The following is a 21,158-nucleotide window of genomic DNA, read 5'->3' on the forward strand; positions in this document are numbered from 1 at the left end:
GATTTTAAAACATCGTTCACAATAAATAATTCAGCTTTAATTAGATAAAGTCTTACAATATTAAAGAGGGATATTTATATTTAAAGCTAGAGAGAAGCGATAAACTCAGTTACAGTTATTAGTAGATGAATGGATATTATAAGGAAGAATATACGATGAATCTCACTCAAGCAGTTCTGACAGTACCCTCACATATGGTACCTGGCGGCATGCCACGGCCTGATCTCAAACAACTGGGGTTCAGTGATTTTGAGCGTTGTTCGATCGTCGATACAACAATGTTAACTCGCTTTGAATTCTCACGCCCCACTAAGCATGCAACTGAAGCACAATTTGACGAAGCTATTGAACAATTTATTTGGTTATTTGCTAAAGGCACGCCCTATGTTATCGATAAGGCATTTGCTGACAATACGCCTGATAGCCACCATCGTTACTATTACACCAATAATAAACGTATCTGCGAAGCGATCAGCTAACTTATTGCTCTTTGATGGCCAATCTATAACATTTATTCTAGATTTTCTGTAACCAGATTGGCCATAGATAGATAACACACGTCGTTTTATAATTTTGCTAATGTGCCACGATCACACTGCATTCGTAACCAGTCACCATCATCTTTCAATAATAATAATGTTCCATCAATATTGACCGATTTTTCAGTAAGATGATTAAGTTGATGCTCATTATTGCGAAATACTCGCTTTAAATTCATGCCTAACAACGTGTTTAGATAATGCTGTAATGCCGCATCTTTTTTAAAGACTACCGTGGTGTTATTCGCTAATTGAAAATGTATTTGTTCAATATCAGTAACAACTACTTGTTGCTGGGCTAGCTCAGTGGCCAGATTAAGGTCATTAATGCAGTTTGTTGTAATAGTGATTATCGCATTACTCATCGTCATTCCTATCTAAATAACTGTATCGTGTAATCTAAACTACACCTACCATCGCTGAAATAACATAAGATCATTTTTATATTGCAACAACTTAGCATTACAGCTTATCCATCGACTACGCTATGTCGTCAAAAAGCCACAAGAACATCATAAAACTGTCATCATTATTTCCTACTCTAACAACCATTGCACCACAATGATAAATATAACAATGAACCAATTAAGGAATTACACGTGTCATTTACTCCCCGAACAACAGAAAATATCAAACCAATAATGCCAACTTACCTTGCTATCTTTGATTTAGATGAAACCTTGATTGCTGCTGACTCAGCAAGCCTGTGGAATAAATTTATTGTCGCTAAAGGATTAGCTCCGCTTTCATTATTAACCCAAGAACACGCCATGATGACAGCCTATAGCAAAGGCACACTCGATATGGACAGTTATATGACAGCGACACTTGCTCCCCTCAAAGGTAAAAGTCACCACCAAATCCAACCTCTTATTGATGAATTTATTACCGATATTATTACTCCAGCAATATACCAACAAGCGCTTGAACGCATTGAATGGCACCGCAAACGGGGTGATCATATTTTAATTATCTCTGCGACAGGCGAGCATCTTGTCAAACCGATTGCTGCGGTTCTTGGGGTCAAGGATGTTATTGCGATTCATGTAGAGCAACACAATGGGATCTATACCGGAGCAACAACGGGTATTCTGAGTTTTAAAGAAGGTAAAGTTGAACGTTTAAAAATATGGCTGCAACAACAAAATCATAATTATAAAGGCAGTTATGGCTACAGTGACTCCATAAACGATTTACCACTGCTTAACCTGGTTAATAAACCGTTTGCCGTTAACCCCGATCCGACACTAGCGATGCATGCCCAAATGAAAGAGTGGACGATCATGAATTGGCGTCATGACAATAATATTCTACGCTAACGATTAATCCTCCCTCCCTCACAGCATATCCCTCCATTTTATGTAGCATTAACGCTATAACAGGATCTCAATAATGAGAGCATGTTAACAAACGATAAATAAATCCTGTGACTATGCTTGATAATACATTTTCAGTACCCATTTACAGATAGTAACAAACTAAATGAAATATCTTGTAGCAAACTATAGATGTAGTACAACGAACGTAATACAGTATTCGCGCATTCTATTTCGATTTACAAATTACAATGGTGCGTTCATCGCCAGTTCAATATATTTATGTGAATAATGTAATTTGTGAGCAATCTTATTTAGCAAGGTTGGTGTAGATAATCTCTTACCAGCCAAGCAACGGTACACCCTACCAATGACAGGGTATTGAGAAGGTAATAATCATGACTCCACAAGAAAAAGAACTGATTCAAAGCGTTGCTGCTAAGCTCCAGAAAAGCCCTGAAAGCAAAAAAGATGCGGACGCAGAACAACTTATTAACACTGAAATTGGCGCACAGCCAGATGCTATCTACAAACTAACACAAGCAGTACTTGTGCAAGAGATGGCACTGAAGCAACTAAAAGAAAAGAACGATTACTTAGAGAAAAACGCTGAGTATTACAAAGAAGAATCAAACCGTGGTCCAATGAGCCGTATGTTTGGTGGCTCTCGTCAAGCGCCACCTCAACAGCCACAACCACCCGCTCACCAGCCAAGTGCTTTTGGTGGCTTCATGCAAACAGCAGCCGGTGTTGCAGCTGGTATGGTTGCAGGTAGTGTCATTAGCAATATGATCTTTGGTGATAAACCCGCAGAAATAGCGGCAGCAGATCCAGCAGCAGATGCAGCCCCAGCGGCTGATGCAACTGATGCGGCAACGGATACAACTGACACTGCACAAGCAGATACTGCGGCTGATGCAACCACTGATCCACAAGCTGATAATGAAAGCTTCCTTAATGATGACTCAAACAGCTTTGCATCTGACTACACGGGTGGTTTCGGTGATGCTGGTTTTGGTGACGATAACGGCGGCTTTGGTGATTCAGGTTTCGGTGGCGATGATAGTGGCTTTGGCGGCGATGATACATTCGCTAACAATAGCGGTTTTGGTGATACCGATGGCGGCTTTGGCGGCGATTTCGGTGGTGACGACGAAGATTTCTAAAAGAATTATTGTCCATCAATCAAAAAAGAGCGCTTATGCGCTCTTTTTTATATTACGAGATACACAGATACTTAAACGCTTACGCGGGATTTGAAATTTCAGTTGCTTTTGATTTATCCATTAAAGCCCGATAAGCCGTCGCTTCAATTGCTGCAATAATAAATGGGATAGCAATAACAATAACGCCCCAGATAAAAATATAAATAAACTTCAATCCCATCGCTAAATTAGGATTAGCAAACAATAAAAATATTGGCAATCCAATAAATAGCATATAAAAAGCAACGGGTAGTAAACCGGCAATCACAAATGCATATAATTTTTTATCTTTGGTTATTGCCCATGCATCTTTAAATGACGCTTCTTTTCCTGAGGCAATGGCAGGTAAAACAAAAGATAAACGTGAAAATATCACCCACCCAACGACACTTAATACCAGCATCACACTATAGACCAAGCCATTCGTCGCTATTTTATAATCAGCTTCAATTAAAAGAAAAATAGCCTGTAACAAAACAAATAACACCAACAAATAGCCACTATAACGACGTTGCTGAGAGTCAAATTTAAGCCATTGCCATGGTGCATCTACGGTGTCATCGGTATCATGTTTATCTAATATTTGTTGCGTTCGTAAACAAATCATCGAAGAGGTCAAAAAGATCGCTATATTAAAGATAACAACCAATATCTCACTATATAGCTCATAACCCGCTACCGACACTTTCATTGAGCGTAAGCAATACGTTACTAGGAAAGGAATCAGTAAGGCTTTCAATAACCTTTTTTTATTATGTAAAACCGTCGATACAGACTGGCTTAACGTTTCTAGAATCATAACCTTACTCCCTTATTAACCTAACAATACTGACTATTGCTACGTTAACTTCCTTGTTCTTATTTTAAAATTTCCACTGTTACGTTTAATACTCCTGAACGAGTATTACCAATAGCTCGAAATGCTGACTTTGATAAATCGATCATACGCCCACGAATAAATGGCCCACGATCATTAACCGTAACGATCACACTTTTATTATTGCTTACGTTGGTAACTTTCACCTTTGTACCAAATGGCAATGTGCGATGTGCTGCCGTTAATTTACCTTGGTCAAAAATTTGTCCATTGGCTGTTTTACGTCCCTGAAACATATTGGCGTAAAAAGACGCTTTACCGTAGATCACTTTATTATTTTTGATCTCTGGATTGTCTTTTTTATACGCACTCGGTTCGATGATTAATACTGGACGTTTAGTTTCGACAGTTGGTTGATTATGGTGTTGATCAGAAGTCGTACACCCTGATGTAATGATAAGGGCTAATGCACCTACCCCCCAATACCACATAACAGACCCATTCATACTATCACCCTCCCGCTAATCAAGCTTATTCAATCAATCACTTATAAACCAAGGAAAACGAACACTTGGTTGTTAAATTCTATCACTAAATGTTACTTAAAACCGAACAAGATCATATTTGTATGTTTTTTAAAGAAAAAAAACCGACATCATAATAATGTCGGCTACAAAAGAGAATAATAAAACATACTGTATACACCCATCTTTATTTTTACTTCCAATGTAAAAATAAATAATGACAATATAATTAAAGCAAATTACATACCAAGATTTGGGAACTTAAAATAATCTGGCCGCGTTAGCATCAATACCACTTACCGCCACCAACTGCAGTTCCCTATTCTGTTCTAAAATAGGGACTCAAATAATTGCATCGCAATATACATAGCAAAATGCATCACTGACTTCGGTGTATTGTTGATGTCATGTAAGAATTAATTACTTAAAATTACACTAGTCGCCCACTAAAAAGACCTTTAGAATGCGCGTTTTCAGTCAGTATAGAAAAGCACCCATGTTCAAATTATTAACCTCAATGCCACCACAACTCGCACTCGCTATTGCGATTATTTTTGAAGTCATTGCAACATCGTTTATTCCCAAAGCTGAACAATTTACCAAATTAGTACCGAGTGTGATTATTATTACGGGTTATGCGATTGCCTTCTTTTTATTATCAGTTACAGTCAAAACCATGCCAGTAGGTATTGTGTATGCCATTTGGAGTGGTTCAGGTATTGTGCTGGTTGCAACCATTAGCTACTTTGCCTACGGACAACGTTTAGACTTACCAGCCATTGTAGGTATCGGACTGATTATTGCTGGCGTATTAGTGGTTAACCTTTTATCGAATACCGTTTCACACTAAACAGCAATGAATCGGGAACAGATCATGGTTGGGGTGGACATCAACTGGTGATGGGAGGCGCGGTTCAAGGTGGGCAAGCTTATGGGCAGTGGCCAAATCTTACACCTGGCAGTGAAGATGATTATAACCACGGTCGTATTATTCCAAGTATGGCAGCTGATCAGGTCAATGCTTCTTTATGTCGTTGGTTTGGGCTTAATGACCAGCAAGTATTAACCCTATTTCCACATTTAACCCAATTTAACTCACCGTACGTCCCTTTCATTTAAGTAACCACCGCAGGAGAAGTGACGCTTCTCCTGCGTATATTTACCACGTTATTATCAAAAAAGATGACTCACGAAAGCAGTAGCATTATGCAACCAATGGTAACCAAACGGTGTAAATATCATTATAAACACAGTGATATTAGCAATAATCATTAACCATAAAATCGCTTTAAACGGCTGTTTCTGGGATTTATGGCGTAATATTTTCTGGGCCCATAAAGCCCCCGGCCAACCACCAGCCAACGCCAATAAATGTAAGCTCGCTTCTTTGGTTCGCCATCCGTCTTTTTGAGCTGCACGTTTATCATGTGCATACACAGCAAATGTCACAATACTCAAACAAATATAGCCAATTAAGACCCAATATGGACAGCGAGCTAACCACACCCACCCTGCCACTAATGCCAAAAATAACACACTGAATCCTTGGGCTTTACTCATTGACGCAGTATATTTATCCATACCTGAATGCGGTTTAACGAAGATAATCGATTTAGCCGATTTTTTACCTTTACTATCAGTACTAAGCTCATAATAAACACCTTCATTAATACGCGGTCGACTTTGACGATCCACTAAAGCGCTAATATGAAAAAAGACATTATCACCACCACGCTGAGGTTGAATAAACCCAAAGCCTTTTTGATGATTCCATTGCACAATCGTGCCTTTATTATTCATTTTTTCCCTATGATTTTACGCTATAAAAAAACAGATTTTATTGGTTATAAAAAGCAGATAACATCATAATTTTTTTTGAATAGCTCTTATTCATAATAACCTGCTCTGTAATGGTCGTCATGACAACATTGCACCGTTATAAACAGTTTTTTGTAAGCAAGTTAATACTTTCATCATTAAAAATATCACACTTGTTGAGTGTAATTAAAGGAATGCATACAATAGCTAAGCATCTCACCTACCATCATCACTGAATAATTGTCGTTAATAGCGGCTAATACTTATCTATATTTTCAGTTAATTTACTTATTGCACCCGTTTATCAATTAGGCTGACTATGTTTAAACGCTTTGAAAACTTCACAGAAGCATTTCCTAAACAAGATCCTGAGCAACCGCCACAGGGTATTATCGCTTTTTGTCGCTACTATAGCCGCGGATTTGAAAAACCATTAGTTATTATGGCGATTTTGAGTGCCACTGTCGCGATCCTCGAAGTCATGTTGTTCGGGTTTATGGGCAAACTGGTCGATTGGCTGACCGAAAGTGATCCCCATACATTTCTCGCTCAAAATGGCACCAGCTTGTTTTGGTTGGGATTAGTCATTTTAATATTAATGCCGACACTGGTATTAATTTCATCATTGATAACCCATCAATCGTTACTGGGTAACTACCCAATGTCGATTCGCTGGCTGGCACACCGCTATTTACTCAAACAAAGTGTGTCGTTTTATCAGGATGATTTTGCGGGTCGTATTGCGACTAAAGTGATGCAAACATCGCTTGCTGTACGTGAAACGGTAATGAAAACCGCCGATGTGTTTGTGTATGTTGCGGTCTACTTTACCTCATCACTGGTCATTTTAGCCCAAGCGGATTGGCTGTTAATGTTACCAATGCTGTTTTGGCTAGCGGCTTATGTGTGTATTCAACTTTATTTTGTACCCAAACTTAAACACATTGCGGCAGAGCAAGCAGACGCACGTTCAACCATGACAGGCTCAATTGTTGATAGCTACACCAATATTTCCACCGTTAAATTGTTTTCTCACGACCAACGTGAAACAGAATATGCCGAAAAAGGCATGAAAGGATTTTTACACACGGTTCATCAACAAATGCGGTTAGTGACAGGGTTTAACTTCTGTGTTCAATTAACTAACTATACCCTGCTGTTTGCGATCTCTGCGATCTCAATTTATTTATGGATGCACAGTGAGATTCAAGTCGGTGCTATTGCGATAGCTATCAGCCTTGCGTTGCGTATCAATGGCATGTCAATGTGGATCATGTGGGAAGTTGGAGCATTATTTGAAAACATCGGTACTGTGGTTGACGGTATGAAAACCTTATCAAAACCGATTGCGATTGAAGATGCCCCAGAAGCTAAACCGTTAGAAGTCACGCAAGGCGGTATCGAGTTTGATGATGTTAGCTTCCATTATGGCGAGAACAAAGGCGTTATTAGTCATCTGAACCTCAATATTAAACCCGGTGAAAAAGTCGGCTTAGTCGGTCGTTCTGGTGCAGGTAAATCAACCTTGGTGAACTTGTTACTACGCTTTCATGACGTCGAAGGCGGTAAAATACGCATTGATGGTCAAGATATTAACGCCGTTACCCAAAACTCACTGCGTAGTAACATCGGTATGGTGACGCAAGATACCTCACTGCTCCACCGCTCTATTCGTGAAAATATTCTCTATGGTGCGCCAGATGCAGGTGAAGAAAGGCTGTTAGCAGCAACACACCAAGCCCATGCGCATGAGTTTATTGAAACCCTAACCGATTCTTTTGGTAACGTTGGTTATGATGCCCAAGTGGGTGAACGTGGAGTTAAACTGTCAGGCGGTCAACGTCAGCGTATTGCTATTTCACGGGTTCTACTTAAAAACGCCCCAATACTGATCCTTGATGAAGCCACATCAGCGTTAGATTCTGAAGTTGAAGCAGCAATTCAAGAAAGCCTGAATAAATTGATGCAAGGCAAAACTGTAATCGCGATTGCGCACCGTTTATCGACTATTGCCGCGATGGATCGCTTGATTATCCTTGATAAAGGTCAAATTATTGAGCAAGGCTCTCATGCCGAGTTACTGCAACAACGCGGTATTTATGCGCAATTATGGGCGCATCAGACAGGTGGGTTTATTGGCGAGCAGAATATTTCAGTGGCGGCTAATGATTTAAATCAGAATATATAGCTGTAGTGTCACTATAACGAAGCCGCTTTTTTAGCGGCTTTTTTTTGAATGCTTTATGGTAATGATTTTTTTATTTTAGAATTGGAATTGAGAAAAATATGGGTGTTATATTTTTGCCTTTTTATCAAGCCTATCCGACTGTAGTTACTTTCCCGACAACACCTGCCTGTGTCCAAACTTTGTCATTCCCTACAGTGAATGCCCGCGAGGGCGATAGGGAATCTATTCACAGCGCGTTGTAGAGTTATTATTTTCGTTGGTGTCTGTAATGCTCAAACGTGTAGTGAATAGATCACGGGTAGGCCTCATTTCTCTATATTCAAAAACATATGGCTGTCCTATGTTTTTTGCCACTAAAAGACCACCTAACTGACAACCTTTCGTCATATATTGAAGAATTTATTGTCTTGAGAAAGCTCTAGAATGATGTAGCTTTCATACTTTTTGTAATCTTGTTCATCAAGTTTATCGGACAGCATAGAGACAATCTGTTGCCCTGAAAGTTTAATCGATTCATCAAACATTTTCCGAACGTGCTGAATGTCAATTTCATCAATGGAGTCATGCAGTACGAAGTTTGGTCTCGAAGCTTGCATATCTGATACTGTTTTAATGTACGCTAGATCAAACGTAATAACTTCAAGTCTCTTTAATCCACCCTCGTTGTTTGACTCTACATCATCCACATGCGGAGCACATTCCCCCTTTTCGCGATCTAAATGAAGACTAAAGTTGTATTCAACATCATAAAAATTACAAGTGTAGTCTTTGAAGTTTTCGATATATTTCTCTTCAAAAGAGGTTACGTTACCAAGCTCAGTTTCCAGTTCACTCGATAACTCAGTTAAACTTTGTGTTTCAAGTATCAGCTTTGAATCGATGTCATCTTTTTTATCTATGATAGCTGTTAATTTGGCTAACTCTTTATCTAGTTTGCCAATTTCCTTTATCGTGTCAGAGATCTCTTCCATTTTCTTTTTCGACTTGAGTTCGTCGAAAAGGCTCTGCTTCTGAATATTTAGCTGCCCGAATTTGATAGTTGCTTTTTCATGTTGATCTTGAAGCTTATCTTGTCCATGAGAAACAAACTCTCGTTTGGTGTTTAGAAGATGCTCATGGAAAGCTAATGCTTGTTGATAATCTTCAAGAGTAGATTCTATTTTAACCGATGCGTATTCATAGATTGTTCGCAATTCATCTATCAAATGATGTTGTTCACTAGTCTTTAGTATTTCATTGGTTTTTAAGATATTTTTTATCTTTAATTCTAACGATAGAATTTCAATAGACAATGAGTTTTGTTCGTCTTCAATCGTGTTGATTTTAGATACGATCTCTAGCTTATCGATACCTTTTTCAGATGATAATAAAGACTTTTCTAACTTAGCTAATTCTCGTTTTATTTTGGATATCGAGCCAACAATCTTGTCTTGAGAAATAACACTATTAAATGCTTTTAGGTTTCTTTCATAACCCTTGATTGTGGTCTTCAGCTTATGGACTTTGCTGAGTATTTCAGTGTCATCAAAGTTGAATAGATATAGAAAAACAGTATTGATATCTGATTTAGAAATGTTTCTACTGTTGTCAAAGTTCACAGTCTTTGTCATGCGGTGCTGTGTTGTTCTAAAGAATTTTGGAGCAAGTTTCCGGATCGTTGGCTTAGCAGAGTAAACGTTGAAAACACTACCCATTATATGAGCAATGTACTCTTTACTTGTTACTTTCTGTCCATTCAAAATGTAGTTTTGGAGGTCAGTATCAGTAGAAAGTCTACGTTTGATAATACTGTATTGGTTGTCTAAGCCAAGATATTCAAGCGACACGTATACTTCACTATTGGTGAAAAGCTGCTCAATCTCTTGCTTTGGTGTTTGAAACTCGTCATCAATGTAAATCGGGTTAATTGACCCATCGAACAAGTAGTCTAGGATTCTGCCTAAAGTTGACTTACCTACGCTGTTGCCTGATGCATCAGATTTCTTTTTACTTGTAATGATGTTTAAGTTGTCGAGAAACGGTATCTCTCGTGTTTCTTCACCGTCGATCTCTAAGAGAAATCTAAGTAGCTTCATTGATAAAAACCTCGTTGCTATCATAGCCAATAGCAGAAATGATATACAGCCAATCCAGCGCTAAAATTATGTGGTCTACAGAAACAGAAAGCTCTTTGGTCCCAACTTTCATAAGTTGAGTGATGGTCATACGCTTTCTTTTGCGCTCATGAAGCTTTTTCAGAATAAAGCCACCAATATAGAGCACATTCACCTCCGGGTTAGAGCCTTTAGTTGGTAACATTGTTAGGGTTCTCCAAAACACAGCATTCAACAAAGCCATGTGCGACAACAACGTTCAGGCCGATTTCTACTTGTTCTTTGTACTGAGTGACATTGGCTGAGTTGTAAACGAACTTCCTCAGCTGTTTGATTACATCGCTGATGATATCGTCAGCGTGTTGTCGTACTTTTACTATGTCTGGTTCAAAAGAATCTATTTCATACTTCTCTAGTGAGTTGCAGTACATCTCATTCAGCAACTCCATTGCTGTTTGTTTTCCATTGATTATGTTTTGTTCTGCAAGAATGTAGGCTCTTTCGATATGAGAAGAGTATGATTTGTATTGCAAGACTATACGACGCTTGGTTTTAAGCATGTTATGGTCGATTTTTGTTGCAACCTTGGCAGGAAATGACCGATCACTGCGGTCAATTTTCACTTTAGCTGATGCTATATCACCAATGATAACGTTGATAATAGAGTCAACATTATTTTCTGGAGCCTCTATATTGTAGAAGTCGCCTTCGATCTTTTGAATATCAAATCTTGTTTCACACATAGACAAGCCTAGGACTCTTATTTGTTGTAATTAAAGTCGCCTTTGATTACACCTTGGTTAAAGTTGTTCTGGCCGTTTTGGTGGACTTCTTGATAGTTATCGTGAATATCGTTATTCTCGATTTCTATGATCTTCTGTTCTAAAGACGTATTTTGAACTTGTAATGCACTGTATGAAACTTCCAACGATTCGAATTTTTGTTGAAGAGTGTTGTTTTTAACCTCTAGATCGTTGTGCGTGATGATTAAATTATCGAATTTCTGTGTAATCTTGGTCACATTACTTTTTTGTACAAAAGCATAAACACAACTAACGACGGTGCAAACCCAAGCGATAGCTACAAAAAGAGGAGTGCCAAAGACTTCCCAAATTTCTTGCATTTTTTATCTCAACTTCTAAAAATATGAACTCCGCATTATATAGTTCATATGCATGGTGTTCCACCAAAATATGCATAACTAACTAATAACTATGAGATAGTTAGTCTAGTCACCAAGCTGTTTAACGTCAAAGCCAAAGTATCTCAATACTTTGGTTGTTCTTCCGTTGATCACCGGAAGATTCTCTTTGCTAGAAACATGGGACAGCCATATCTTTGTTTTAGAGAATGACGGAATTTGGACACGGACATGTGTTGTTGATAATGGCTGCAGCGAGATAAAAAGTTATGGGTGTCCATTATTTTTTCCCAATATGACCCCTTACGAAATTGTTGTCCGTGAAGAAACATAGGACAGCCATAGATTTTTGGTAATAGAGAAATGAGGTCTACCTATGATCTATTCACCATACGTTTGAGCATTACAGACACCTACGAAAATAATAACTCTACAACGCGCGGATGGTAGATTCCCTATCGCCCTCGCGGGCATTCACTGTAGGGAATGACGACATTTGAACACGTGTATGTATTGTTGGGTATAACACTAGCTAGATAAAAATATGGGGATCCATTATTTTTCTGTACAAAAAACACACTGAACTCCATGCCAAAACCGTCAAGTGTAACGTATCACCTTGATGGACTTGTTACTCGACCAACAAGATATAGACATTAATAAACTATAAAACACAAGATATTGTGGTTGGTAATTAAATAACGTGACCAATATCACATTCAAAATATGCAACACATGTAACTGTATATGTATACAGCAAAAGCAATTGACCTTATTTTTATTAAGGTTTAATTTCGACTGTGTACAATTCGTACAGGGTAACTGAGGAAATAATATGCCTAATTATGGTATCTCTGAGTTTTCATCAATATTTGTTACAACAGGTACACCAAAAATTACAAAGATTCATCGTATTGCCAATCGAGGTGAATACCAATTTTTCCGTGATTACTACCTACCTCTTCGTACTGCAATAAAAAGCCTTTTTATCCATAAACGCCATATTTCACATTTGTATGAAGTTGCTCGCAAGCAGAAAGACAGCGGTAAAAAAGTTAACTTTGAAAAAGTAGCTAATAATTTTAAAGACTGGCAGTCCGGAAAAAATATTACTGCATATACTCCACCTAGTGGCCATTTCAACTATCTTCAAACAAGTATCAACTGCAATCCTGAGCTAAATGTTATTGTCAATGGTTCACCGAGGCTTGTAAAACTTCACTTCAATGCAAGTGATAGAATGACTCAAGAACGTGCAAACATTATTTGTTATTTAATATCTGACGTCATAAGTGACGATGACTTCAATTATTCAGTTTTAGACCTAGCCACTGGAAAAGAGTTTTTCTTTAATGGTAATCCAGATCGAATGCATCACAGAATCCAAGATGAGATTGAAGTAATACAATCACATTGGGCATAACCTCACAAACAAAGTTCCTACCAATGGCAAGGATGCCATTACCTTAATTACTCACCGAAACATAGGGTTTAAAATAGAGGAATGAGGGTTACCCGTGATCTATTCACCACACGTTTGAGCATTACAAACACCAACGAAAATAATAAACTCTACAACGCGCGAATAGTAGATTCCCTATCGCCCTCGCGGGCATTCACTGTAGGGAATGACGATAATCAGCACAGACACCAACGTTAATTATTATCTAAAGGAAAAATTATAAGTGCTCTACTTTTTTCAACTAAAATCACTCAATACTTTGAATTTTATAGTAGAATTATCATATGAGAGAACTTTAATTTTTGCTCCTTTGTATTTAATAACATTAGATTTACTCATATCATACTCAACATTATTAGTAAATGCATCGCGCGCCATATCATTTTTAAATTCTCGATATGAAATATTTATTTTTTCACCTACAGAGCCATTATAAATAAGTGTTTGTTGAAAACTATCTTGTGATGCTACTGATTTTTTTATTATTTCCGTTTGAGCATATTCATAACAGGTTGCATTTCTAACAAACACAGTTGAAATACATAAACCTTTATCCTTATCTGGATGCAAAGCGTAAGGTGGATCGGCTAATAATGATTTTTGAACATATCCACCATTAGTTGAATAAATAGTAAAATACTCCTTCCCTTCACTATCAACACCAAACTCTTTATAATCACCAGCTCCAATGTCATACATAGCACCGTCAATATTTTGTTTAATTTGTAGATAATTATTTGTAATGCTTACACCTTGATTAAGCATGTAATCACCAATACTAGCTTCAGTAATTTTGTTTAGTTGTGGGAAATTAAAAGTTTCAACTTTTGTTTGTGCTGTCATCTTAATACCAGACGCACATCCAGAAAGTATTGTGGATGCAAAAAATAAAATTATTAATGTTTTCATAGCATGTTCATTTTTAATAAAAGGGTATGAATGGTATCACTTTTTTACTTCTAATTTAATGAGCTATATCATAGTTGCATATAATATTAAAAGATCGGCTTTTCCGTTACGTAACCATATCAAGCCCCTCTACATCGAACCTCCTCTGTTTTATTGTTCATTACGAAACATAGGACAGCCATATATTTTTATAAAGACTAACTGTGATCTATTTACCACACGTTTGAGCATTACAGACACAAAAATAATAATTCTACAACGCGCGAATAGTAGATTCCCTATCGCCCTCGCGGGTATTCACTGTAGGGAATGACGAAGTTTGGACACGGCATGTGTTGTTGAGAATAACAGGAGGGATAAACAGAAGTTGTGGTCTACTTATGATGCTGTAGACCACACAGATCTGATAGTATTTAGCAACCTAACTTTGATAATGGCTTACCTGCCATCAGGTTATCTTCAATCTGTTCCAAACTCACTCCTTTTGTTTCAGGAATAACGAAAAAAGTGACAATTAAAAATATTAAATTTAAGCCTGCATATAACCAGAAAGTGTTAGCATTCCCTAATATCTGTAAGAAAGAGAGAAATGTTGCACCCACAATCATATTTGCAATCCAGTTTGTTGCAGTGCTGACCGTAATACCAAAATCACGCGCTTTTAGTGGCTGAATCTCTGAGCATAAAACCCAAATTAAAGGGCCTGCACTCATCGCAAAACCGACAATAAAGACTAATAAGACAAACGCTGCACTGTATTGTTCAAATGATGTTGATATTCCAGCATGTAAAAAGTAACCCAATATCGCCATTGCCGACGCCATCACAGCAAAACCAACTTTCAGCACTGGCTTACGACCCCACTTATCCACTAAACCAATCGCAATAAAGGTAGCAAACACATTAACGAGTCCAACAATAACAGTGCCCCACATTTGCTGCTCAGTACTCGCAAAACCTGCAATTTTAAATATTTTAGGGGCGTAATACATTACTACATTCATACCAGTAAACTGTTGCATTACTTGCAAAGCAATACCTAAGTAAACCGCACGACGACAATTTGGATTAGATTTAAATAGATTCCAACCACCTTGCTTTATCTTTAAACTCTTACGAATGGCGTTTAATTCTTGTTTTGCCTCCTCACTGCTACCACGCAATAATTCTAAGATCCTATGTGCTTCAACATCTTTCTTTTTAAGAGCCAACCAGCGTGGACTCTCAGGTAGCATCATCACACCAAGAAATAAAATAAAAGCAGGAACCGTAATAACACCCAACATCCAACGCCATTGCCCTGAAAAACTAAACGCAGTATCAGAGATAAAGGCAATCACAATACCAATGGTTATCATCAACTGGTACATCGAAATGAGGCTACCACGTAAACGCTGCGGCGCAATTTCTGAAAGATATAAAGGAGCAGTAAAAGATGCCACTCCAACAGCAAGACCTAACAATACGCGAAAAATAATCAACATTTCGATATTATAAGCCATTGCGCAACCAAGCGATCCAGCAATAAACAACAATGAACCAATAAGTAAAGTATATTTACGGCCAATATTTAATGACACCGGGCCAGACCCAATCGCACCTATAGCGGCACCAAACATCATTGAGCTCACAACCCATTCTTGGCTCTGTGTTGCCAAACCAAATGCCTTACTAATAAAAGGTAAAGCTCCTGAAATAACCCCGATATCAAGTCCAAATAATAATCCAGATAATGCCGCTATAATACAAGCAACAAATACATAACGGTTTATATCATTATTTTCTTTTAGCCTTTTACTTTGTGCTCCTACCATAATACTCATGATTGCTCCAATTAATATTAATATAACACACTTTAATTTATCAATTAATTAACATTAATAATAATCGAGTAGAAATAACAATAAGGTGATGAGCATCACTAATCTAACGGCTAGCTTTTAATAGCATGTAAGAGACTTTTTTTACGAGTAAATAGCTCAAAAAATAAATGATAATGTAAATTACCGATACTGAAAATATTATAATGGCGTTTTTATGTCTAAGGTCGACTTATTTATTGGAGTAAGTTGAGGTATTGGTAAATACTATTTAATATTATTTTAAAATAAAGAAAATATAAAATAACACAATCAGAGTTCAGCCAAAAAAATAGCAAAAAGATAGAACAGCCATATATTTTTATAAAGGCTAACCGTCATCTATGCAGCACGAATTTGAGCATTAAAGACACCAACAAAAAAATAACTCTACAACGCGCAAATAGTAGATTCCCTATCGCCCTCGTGGGCATTCACTGTAGGGAATGACGACATTTGGACTCGGCATGTGTTGTTGAGAATGGCAACAGCGAGATAAAAATTTATGGGTGTCCTGTATTTTTTCCTAACTCATACAAGTAAGCTTCCTATTTATATTTGAGGCTACAAAGCGCATATCCATATTTTTGAAGAACGGATGCCAAGGTCGTGGGGCAAGAAAGTAAAAGCGATTTCCGTATTCCCATACCAAGCACACCTCTCCAGATAAACCTGCATCATTGGCATAATACTGAAGCGATTGATTTAATTCATTTTGCTGTTGGCTGGACATTGATTGAACTTGAGAAGACACAGGCACGATGATCATATCTTGACCTTGCTCTCTAATATGTGCAACTTCGTATGTTTGGCTAGCCATTGGTTACATCATAAGACTATTAGCAGAAGCCATTAATATACAACCAAGGGAGTATAGTTAACCGTATCTCGATCCCATTTAGAAAAACATGAAAAACATGGGACAGCCATATTTCTTTGAGGGCTATCCGTAATCTATTCACCACACGTTTGAGCATTACTGACACTAACGAAAATAATAACGCTACAACGCGCGGATGGTAGATTCCCTATCGCCCTCGCGGGCATTCACTGTAGGGAATGACGGCATTTAGGAAAAATTTATGGGTGTCCTGTATTTTTTTTCTATCTCTTTTTGAAGTCGTTCAACATAATGACATTACTCATATCAATCGGCTGGCTTTCCTGTGCCCACTGTTGCCATTGACTCAAAAATTCTTGATTTGAAAAAAAGTGCGACTTCTTGTGTTTACTATTACGAGGGAATTGACCTGCAAATAAGTTAAAACCAATTAGGTCAACATCTTCAAGCAACATGCCATCCTCATAGCTGTGGCGTTCAAGGTGCCAAAACACGTCATTGAGATGAGCTTGGACACTACGATCACTACGAGGGTGGAACGCATAGCTATTCACTTCTCTGTCGTAATGAACAATACAGTGTTCGATCTCGATGGTATCAATACCACTTTCATTAGCTAAGGTGTGAAAACATGTCTTTAGCATTGACTCAAAAGTGTTGAGAAACTGATAAATATCACCTTTTTTACCTGCAAGTAGCGTGATACAAAAACGGCTTTGATAGTCCATTACCATTAGGTATTTTTTGCGCTTGATAGATACGCAATGAAGCACCCATTGCCATTGAAATCCACCATATTGGTCTGCCTCAACATCGTTTGGAAATACGGGCGTTTCAATCGACTCTGCGATACTTTTATGTGGAGCAGGTTCAAGATCTGAGACTTTCTCACCTTTACGAGTCACCGTAAAAAAATCCACGGCGGCTTTGGTACAGTTAAAAACTAACATTAATTATCACCTAGCATTGATAACAGCAACAATTCGTGACGCACTGCGTCACAATTTGGATAAGCTAAATAAAACAAACGCATATTAGAGCAATCAAACCCTTTACAAAATTCTTTAGTAAATGAGGTTGAATATAGCAAAGAGGGTATCGTCATGTGCCATGTCTTTTGTTTCAATATTAAAAACATAGAACAGCCATATCTTTACTTTAAAAACTCAACACGCTGTGAGTAAATTATCTATCAACCTCACAATCATTCTCTATTAGGAATGACAGTATCTAAGCAAAAAGTTATGGGTGTCCAGTATTACTATAAATTTAGGTAATTATACTCAGTTATGTATATTGAATAATGATGTAAGTAACACTTTATGGGAATGACGAAATTTGGACACGGGCATGTGTTGTTGAGAATGGCAGCAACAAGATAAAAAGTTATGGGTGTCCATTCTTTTTTAAAAGAAGCCAACGAAAATAAAAGCCAATACCTTATTCACTTTCGACTAAGAGTATTGGCTTTATTCGTATGGTAGCTGTTGCGATTATTTTAAAGTTTACAGACTGTAAGATGCTAGCAAGTTATGGAAATACAGTGAGATACTTGCCCAGGTTCGAGTGAACCAGCCGCCTTGTTGAACGCTGTTGAGCGCGACAAGTGACTCAGTTTTAATAACTTGGTCTTTGTAGGTCACGGTAATTTCGCCTAATTTTTCACCCTTATCAACCGGTGCTTTGATATCACGGTCAATTTGAAGCTTAGTCACCAGACCTTTCTCATCAACACTGGAAGGAATAACCAAGGTTAGTGACTTCTCAAGGCCTAAAGAGACCGTATTTTGCTGTCCTCCCCAAACCTTTTGTTCAGAAAGTTTACTGTTTGCCGCATATAAGCTGTCTTGTTTGAAGAAGTGGAAGCCGTAATTGAATAGTGCCTTACTTTGAGCGGCAACATCATTCAGTGATTTGGTGCCTAGAACAACGCCAACCAACTTCATTGGGTTATTTGGTATCTCAGCAGAGCTTACCAGTGAATATCCCGCAGCTTCTGTACTGCCTGTTTTCATGCCAGTCGCATATTGATAAGTGAACAATAAGCGATTGAAATTTGGTTGGCGGATATGATTGTATTCAAAATACTTTTGACTGAAAAAATGAAAGTATTGAGGGTAATCATTCATGATGTGCTGTCCAAGCAGCCCTAGATCATAAGCGGTTGAGAAATGTGCTGGTGCTGGCAAGCCCATGACAGTGGTGAAGTGGGTATTGTGCATGCCAAGCTTAACAGCAGTCGCGTTCATCATTGCAACGAATGAAGATTGCGAGCCAGCTACGTAATTTGCCAAAGTAACAGCGGCATCATTGCCCGATTCAACAAGCATACCTGAGATAAGATCTTTCACTGAAACAAAAGAGCCAGGCTTTAAGAACATTCTTGAACCACCTGTGCGCCATGCGACTTCTGGCACTTGTACTTTTGAATCTAGTGAAATTACACCGGCGGCCAGTTTTTGCTCAACAATGTACATTAGCATTAACTTGGTGGTGCTGGCTGGTGCCATACGCATGTTGGCATCGTTAGCGGCAATAATCTGTCCGGTGTTAGCATCCATTAAAATGAAAGCGCGTGCTTCAACTTGAGGCGAGAATACTCCTGCCTGAGTCCATTTTTGCACCAGCGTTTCAGGGATCCCATTATTGCTACCAGCTTCTACGGGTGCAGAAGGCACTTGTATATTTTCTGGAATACTTGTTTTTACGTCGATAGCACCGAAGCTATTGAGTGGCGCTTGAGCTTCTTTGTATTGCGTTGCCGCGAAGTAATCACTATTAGGCATAGTGTTCGTTACATCGTTGTTAGGTGTAGCAAATACTGTACTGGAGGTAAATAATGCAGCGATAGTTGCTGCTAAGGAAAGCTGTTTGATTATTGTCATAAGAGTATTTAATTTACAGTTACTTACTAAAAATGCGATATAAAAAAGCGACTAGATAAGATACTGACCTCGCTGAGTAATTAATGCCCTGCAGAGTCTATCCATCACTACCACAAAAATGGTAAGTGCTTTTCCGTTCTTGATCAGCGTTACAATGACTTTGGTTACAGGTCATATTTCTATAATGATGTCCCGATCATTATGCGTATGTAACCTAAATCCCGTTGATAGCTATAACTAAATGATGGTGCTTTGTGGGTTATAGCCCTCGTATATTGTCTGCTTCCATCTTACCAGCAGATCCATTATAGAAACCTGAACAGTAATGATGTTTATACCGCATAAAATTCAGAAAGTAATTCTTTTTAGCGATAGCTTAAGTTTTGTCGAAACATTGGACACGAAACATGGACACGAAACATTGGACAGCCATATATTTTTGAAAATAAAAGAACGAGGGCATTCACTTGTAGGGAATGACGAAGTTTGAACACTGGCAGGTTCACTTTTCACGATCTTTATTCAACAGATACTTTGCTACCGCTTGATAAGCAGGCAGCGAAGTTGGATCAATCTTCGAGTTTGCTGCCGAAGGAAAAGATGAGAACCGTACAATAACCATTTCAGCGGTCGGATCGACATATATAGTCTGTCCATGTACACCACGAGCCGCGAAAGCACCGTGTTCATTGTGCATAACCCACCACATACTGTGGTAACTGCCACCTTCAAGCGTTTTGTACCCTGCCGCTGCAAACGCTTTTTTATCGCCACCAGCTTGTATATTTTCTACCACCTTGCTGGGAAACAATTGCTGCCCATTGATCTTTCCACCATTTAGCATTAATTGACCAATGCGCCCCATGTCACGTAAGCCAGCACTGATCCCACCGCCAGCAAAAGGAACACCTTTGGCATCTACCGTCATATAACCATCTTGCTCTGCGCCCATTTTCATCCAGATCCGCTCCGACAGTAGGCTTGTCATATCCTTTCCTGTGACTTTGGAGATAATCCAACCTAACGTATCCGAATTAACCGTTTTATAACCGAAAACTTCACCATGATTAATGGTGTCCTTTTTCAGCGTTTGTAGATACTCAAAATAACCATTAGGACCTTTGTCGCCACTCGGTTTTGGCAGAGGACTTGCCGCCTTTGAATACACCCAGATATCCGCATTGGGATCGGCATAGTCTTCGCTATACTTCAGTGATGTGGTCATATCCATAACCTGTCTCACCGTCGCACTGCCAAACGCACTGTTCTTGAGCTCTGGAATAATAGTGTCAACTTTGGCGGTAGAATCGAGCTTCCCTTCGACAACAAGAATTTCAGCAAGTAGCCCGGTAAGAGACTTGGTCATTGACATTGCAGCATGTTTACCCCTCTCGTTAAGACAACCAGAGTATGTTTCATAAACGATCTGACCCTTATGAAGAATGAGCATTCCATCGGTGTAATTAGCCGATAATGATGCCTTCCAAGTCATCGTTTTATCACTGCCGAGCGGCTGAAACGTCACGGTATCGATACTGCTATCTAAGGCATAGGTCATCGG

21 protein-coding genes are annotated in these 21,158 nt (G+C 38.5%); 8 read left to right on the forward strand and 13 right to left on the reverse strand.

All coding sequences use genetic code 11. The annotated features are described in order from the left end of the window. Positions 1-155: 155 nt before the first annotated feature. Positions 156-479, forward strand: a complete 324-nt coding sequence (locus BTO21_RS15195) for a hypothetical protein (protein WP_045029607.1) — start codon at positions 156-158, stop codon at positions 477-479. Between the two features lie 86 nt (positions 480-565). On the opposite strand, the gene BTO21_RS15200 is transcribed toward BTO21_RS15195, so the two are convergent. Next, complete coding sequence (locus tag BTO21_RS15200) at positions 566-904, reverse strand: hypothetical protein (protein ID WP_065207604.1); 339 nt, start codon at positions 902-904, stop codon at positions 566-568. 234 nt (positions 905-1,138) lie between these two features. Here BTO21_RS15200 and BTO21_RS15205 point away from each other — a divergent pair, with 234 nt between their 5' ends. Together BTO21_RS15205 and BTO21_RS15210 are read left to right on the forward strand one after the other, a co-directional pair. Beyond that, on the forward strand, positions 1,139-1,858 hold the full coding sequence (locus BTO21_RS15205) for an HAD family hydrolase (protein WP_239998031.1): 720 nt from the start codon (positions 1,139-1,141) through the stop codon (positions 1,856-1,858). 395 nt (positions 1,859-2,253) lie between these two features. Next, on the forward strand, positions 2,254-3,021 hold the full coding sequence (locus tag BTO21_RS15210; RefSeq protein ID WP_045029610.1) for a DUF2076 domain-containing protein: 768 nt from the start codon (positions 2,254-2,256) through the stop codon (positions 3,019-3,021). A gap of 79 nt (positions 3,022-3,100) precedes the next feature. On the opposite strand, the gene BTO21_RS15215 is transcribed toward BTO21_RS15210, so the two are convergent. Both BTO21_RS15215 and BTO21_RS15220 read right to left on the reverse strand, forming a co-directional pair. Next, positions 3,101-3,859 carry a hypothetical protein gene (locus BTO21_RS15215; RefSeq protein WP_045029612.1) on the reverse strand — a complete coding sequence of 253 codons (759 nt, stop codon included), beginning with the start codon at positions 3,857-3,859 and terminating at the stop codon, positions 3,101-3,103. Between the two features lie 59 nt (positions 3,860-3,918). Then, entirely contained in the window at positions 3,919-4,383 is a 465-nt protein-coding gene (locus BTO21_RS15220) for a septal ring lytic transglycosylase RlpA family protein (protein ID WP_239998029.1), read from the reverse strand. Between the two features lie 535 nt (positions 4,384-4,918). Here BTO21_RS15220 and BTO21_RS15225 point away from each other — a divergent pair. Further along, positions 4,919-5,251, forward strand: coding sequence for a DMT family transporter (locus tag BTO21_RS15225; RefSeq protein ID WP_065192100.1), 333 nt, complete (start codon positions 4,919-4,921; stop codon positions 5,249-5,251). Continuing rightward, positions 5,230-5,520, forward strand: a complete 291-nt coding sequence (locus BTO21_RS15230) for a DUF1501 domain-containing protein (protein WP_082056859.1) — start codon at positions 5,230-5,232, stop codon at positions 5,518-5,520. Before BTO21_RS15225 ends, BTO21_RS15230 begins: the two co-directional genes overlap by 22 nt. A 54-nt stretch (positions 5,521-5,574) precedes the next feature. Here BTO21_RS15230 and BTO21_RS15235 read toward each other — a convergent pair whose 3' ends face one another. Next, positions 5,575-6,201 carry a DUF1294 domain-containing protein gene (locus tag BTO21_RS15235; protein ID WP_045029616.1) on the reverse strand — a complete coding sequence of 209 codons (627 nt, stop codon included), beginning with the start codon at positions 6,199-6,201 and terminating at the stop codon, positions 5,575-5,577. Positions 6,202-6,538: 337 nt separating this feature from the next. Here BTO21_RS15235 and BTO21_RS15240 point away from each other — a divergent pair, with 337 nt between their 5' ends. Then, positions 6,539-8,407 carry an ABC transporter ATP-binding protein gene (locus tag BTO21_RS15240; RefSeq protein ID WP_105026896.1) on the forward strand — a complete coding sequence of 623 codons (1,869 nt, stop codon included), beginning with the start codon at positions 6,539-6,541 and terminating at the stop codon, positions 8,405-8,407. Between the two features lie 383 nt (positions 8,408-8,790). On the opposite strand, the gene BTO21_RS15245 is transcribed toward BTO21_RS15240, so the two are convergent. The 4 genes from BTO21_RS15245 to BTO21_RS15260 are packed head-to-tail and all read right to left on the reverse strand — an operon-like array spanning position 8,791 to position 11,623. Then, positions 8,791-10,482, reverse strand: coding sequence for a hypothetical protein (locus BTO21_RS15245; protein ID WP_045032040.1), 1,692 nt, complete (start codon positions 10,480-10,482; stop codon positions 8,791-8,793). After that, positions 10,469-10,705, reverse strand: coding sequence for an ABC-three component system middle component 6 (locus tag BTO21_RS15250; protein ID WP_045032039.1), 237 nt, complete (start codon positions 10,703-10,705; stop codon positions 10,469-10,471). The genes BTO21_RS15245 and BTO21_RS15250 overlap by 14 nt, the downstream gene beginning before the upstream one ends. Further along, the gene (locus BTO21_RS15255) at positions 10,692-11,243 is read right to left on the reverse strand and encodes an ABC-three component system protein (RefSeq protein ID WP_045032038.1); all 552 of its coding nucleotides are present in this window, start codon (positions 11,241-11,243) and stop codon (positions 10,692-10,694) included. Before BTO21_RS15255 ends, BTO21_RS15250 begins: the two co-directional genes overlap by 14 nt. A gap of 17 nt (positions 11,244-11,260) precedes the next feature. After that, positions 11,261-11,623 (reverse strand): hypothetical protein, encoded by a 363-nt coding sequence (locus BTO21_RS15260; protein ID WP_045032037.1) that lies wholly within the window; start codon positions 11,621-11,623, stop codon positions 11,261-11,263. Between the two features lie 853 nt (positions 11,624-12,476). Between BTO21_RS15260 and BTO21_RS15265 the strand changes: the two genes are divergently transcribed. After that, positions 12,477-13,064, forward strand: coding sequence for a hypothetical protein (locus BTO21_RS15265; protein WP_045032036.1), 588 nt, complete (start codon positions 12,477-12,479; stop codon positions 13,062-13,064). A 276-nt stretch (positions 13,065-13,340) separates the two neighbouring features. Here the strand turns inward: BTO21_RS15265 and BTO21_RS15270 are convergent, their stop codons facing one another. Further along, on the reverse strand, positions 13,341-14,012 hold the full coding sequence (locus tag BTO21_RS15270; protein WP_052672716.1) for a hypothetical protein: 672 nt from the start codon (positions 14,010-14,012) through the stop codon (positions 13,341-13,343). 413 nt (positions 14,013-14,425) lie between these two features. After that, positions 14,426-15,835: a sugar porter family MFS transporter gene (locus BTO21_RS15275; protein ID WP_045032035.1), complete on the reverse strand. Its 1,410-nt coding sequence runs from the start codon at positions 15,833-15,835 to the stop codon at positions 14,426-14,428. A 645-nt stretch (positions 15,836-16,480) separates the two neighbouring features. On the opposite strand from BTO21_RS15275, the gene BTO21_RS20090 reads away from it, so the two are divergent. Then, complete coding sequence (locus BTO21_RS20090; RefSeq protein ID WP_156731453.1) at positions 16,481-16,636, forward strand: hypothetical protein; 156 nt, start codon at positions 16,481-16,483, stop codon at positions 16,634-16,636. A 339-nt stretch (positions 16,637-16,975) separates the two neighbouring features. Here BTO21_RS20090 and BTO21_RS15285 read toward each other — a convergent pair whose 3' ends face one another. From BTO21_RS15285 to BTO21_RS15300, 3 genes are all read right to left on the reverse strand, one after another. Further along, positions 16,976-17,662 (reverse strand): DUF6933 domain-containing protein, encoded by a 687-nt coding sequence (locus BTO21_RS15285; RefSeq protein ID WP_045032033.1) that lies wholly within the window; start codon positions 17,660-17,662, stop codon positions 16,976-16,978. 555 nt (positions 17,663-18,217) lie between these two features. Continuing rightward, positions 18,218-19,597: a D-alanyl-D-alanine carboxypeptidase family protein gene (locus tag BTO21_RS15295; protein ID WP_045032031.1), complete on the reverse strand. Its 1,380-nt coding sequence runs from the start codon at positions 19,595-19,597 to the stop codon at positions 18,218-18,220. A gap of 502 nt (positions 19,598-20,099) precedes the next feature. Continuing rightward, on the reverse strand, positions 20,100-21,155 hold the full coding sequence (locus BTO21_RS15300) for a serine hydrolase domain-containing protein (RefSeq protein WP_239998049.1): 1,056 nt from the start codon (positions 21,153-21,155) through the stop codon (positions 20,100-20,102). Positions 21,156-21,158 lie beyond the last annotated feature (3 nt).

Source organism: Photobacterium phosphoreum (assembly GCF_002954725.1).
GTDB classification, from domain to species: Bacteria; Pseudomonadota; Gammaproteobacteria; order Enterobacterales; family Vibrionaceae; genus Photobacterium; species Photobacterium phosphoreum.

Bases quoted from the DNA above. Each gene is read 5' to 3' on its own strand.
- BTO21_RS15200 (WP_065207604.1), bottom strand. From the start codon at position 904: ATGAGTAATGCGATAATCACTATTACAACAAACTGCATTAATGACCTT.
- BTO21_RS15260 (WP_045032037.1), bottom strand. From the start codon at position 11,623: ATGCAAGAAATTTGGGAAGTCTTTGGCACTCCTCTTTTTGTAGCTATC.
- BTO21_RS15265 (WP_045032036.1), top strand. From the start codon at position 12,477: ATGCCTAATTATGGTATCTCTGAGTTTTCATCAATATTTGTTACAACA.
- BTO21_RS15255 (WP_045032038.1), bottom strand. From the start codon at position 11,243: ATGTGTGAAACAAGATTTGATATTCAAAAGATCGAAGGCGACTTCTAC.
- BTO21_RS15215 (WP_045029612.1), bottom strand. From the start codon at position 3,859: ATGATTCTAGAAACGTTAAGCCAGTCTGTATCGACGGTTTTACATAAT.
- BTO21_RS15300 (WP_239998049.1), bottom strand. From the start codon at position 21,155: ATGACCTATGCCTTAGATAGCAGTATCGATACCGTGACGTTTCAGCCG.
- BTO21_RS15285 (WP_045032033.1), bottom strand. From the start codon at position 17,662: ATGTTAGTTTTTAACTGTACCAAAGCCGCCGTGGATTTTTTTACGGTG.
- BTO21_RS15235 (WP_045029616.1), bottom strand. From the start codon at position 6,201: ATGAATAATAAAGGCACGATTGTGCAATGGAATCATCAAAAAGGCTTT.
- BTO21_RS15220 (WP_239998029.1), bottom strand. From the start codon at position 4,383: ATGAATGGGTCTGTTATGTGGTATTGGGGGGTAGGTGCATTAGCCCTT.
- BTO21_RS15295 (WP_045032031.1), bottom strand. From the start codon at position 19,597: ATGACAATAATCAAACAGCTTTCCTTAGCAGCAACTATCGCTGCATTA.
- BTO21_RS15275 (WP_045032035.1), bottom strand. From the start codon at position 15,835: ATGAGTATTATGGTAGGAGCACAAAGTAAAAGGCTAAAAGAAAATAAT.
- BTO21_RS15195 (WP_045029607.1), top strand. From the start codon at position 156: ATGAATCTCACTCAAGCAGTTCTGACAGTACCCTCACATATGGTACCT.
- BTO21_RS15225 (WP_065192100.1), top strand. From the start codon at position 4,919: ATGCCACCACAACTCGCACTCGCTATTGCGATTATTTTTGAAGTCATT.
- BTO21_RS15270 (WP_052672716.1), bottom strand. From the start codon at position 14,012: ATGAAAACATTAATAATTTTATTTTTTGCATCCACAATACTTTCTGGA.
- BTO21_RS15210 (WP_045029610.1), top strand. From the start codon at position 2,254: ATGACTCCACAAGAAAAAGAACTGATTCAAAGCGTTGCTGCTAAGCTC.
- BTO21_RS15245 (WP_045032040.1), bottom strand. From the start codon at position 10,482: ATGAAGCTACTTAGATTTCTCTTAGAGATCGACGGTGAAGAAACACGA.
- BTO21_RS15250 (WP_045032039.1), bottom strand. From the start codon at position 10,705: ATGTTACCAACTAAAGGCTCTAACCCGGAGGTGAATGTGCTCTATATT.
- BTO21_RS15240 (WP_105026896.1), top strand. From the start codon at position 6,539: ATGTTTAAACGCTTTGAAAACTTCACAGAAGCATTTCCTAAACAAGAT.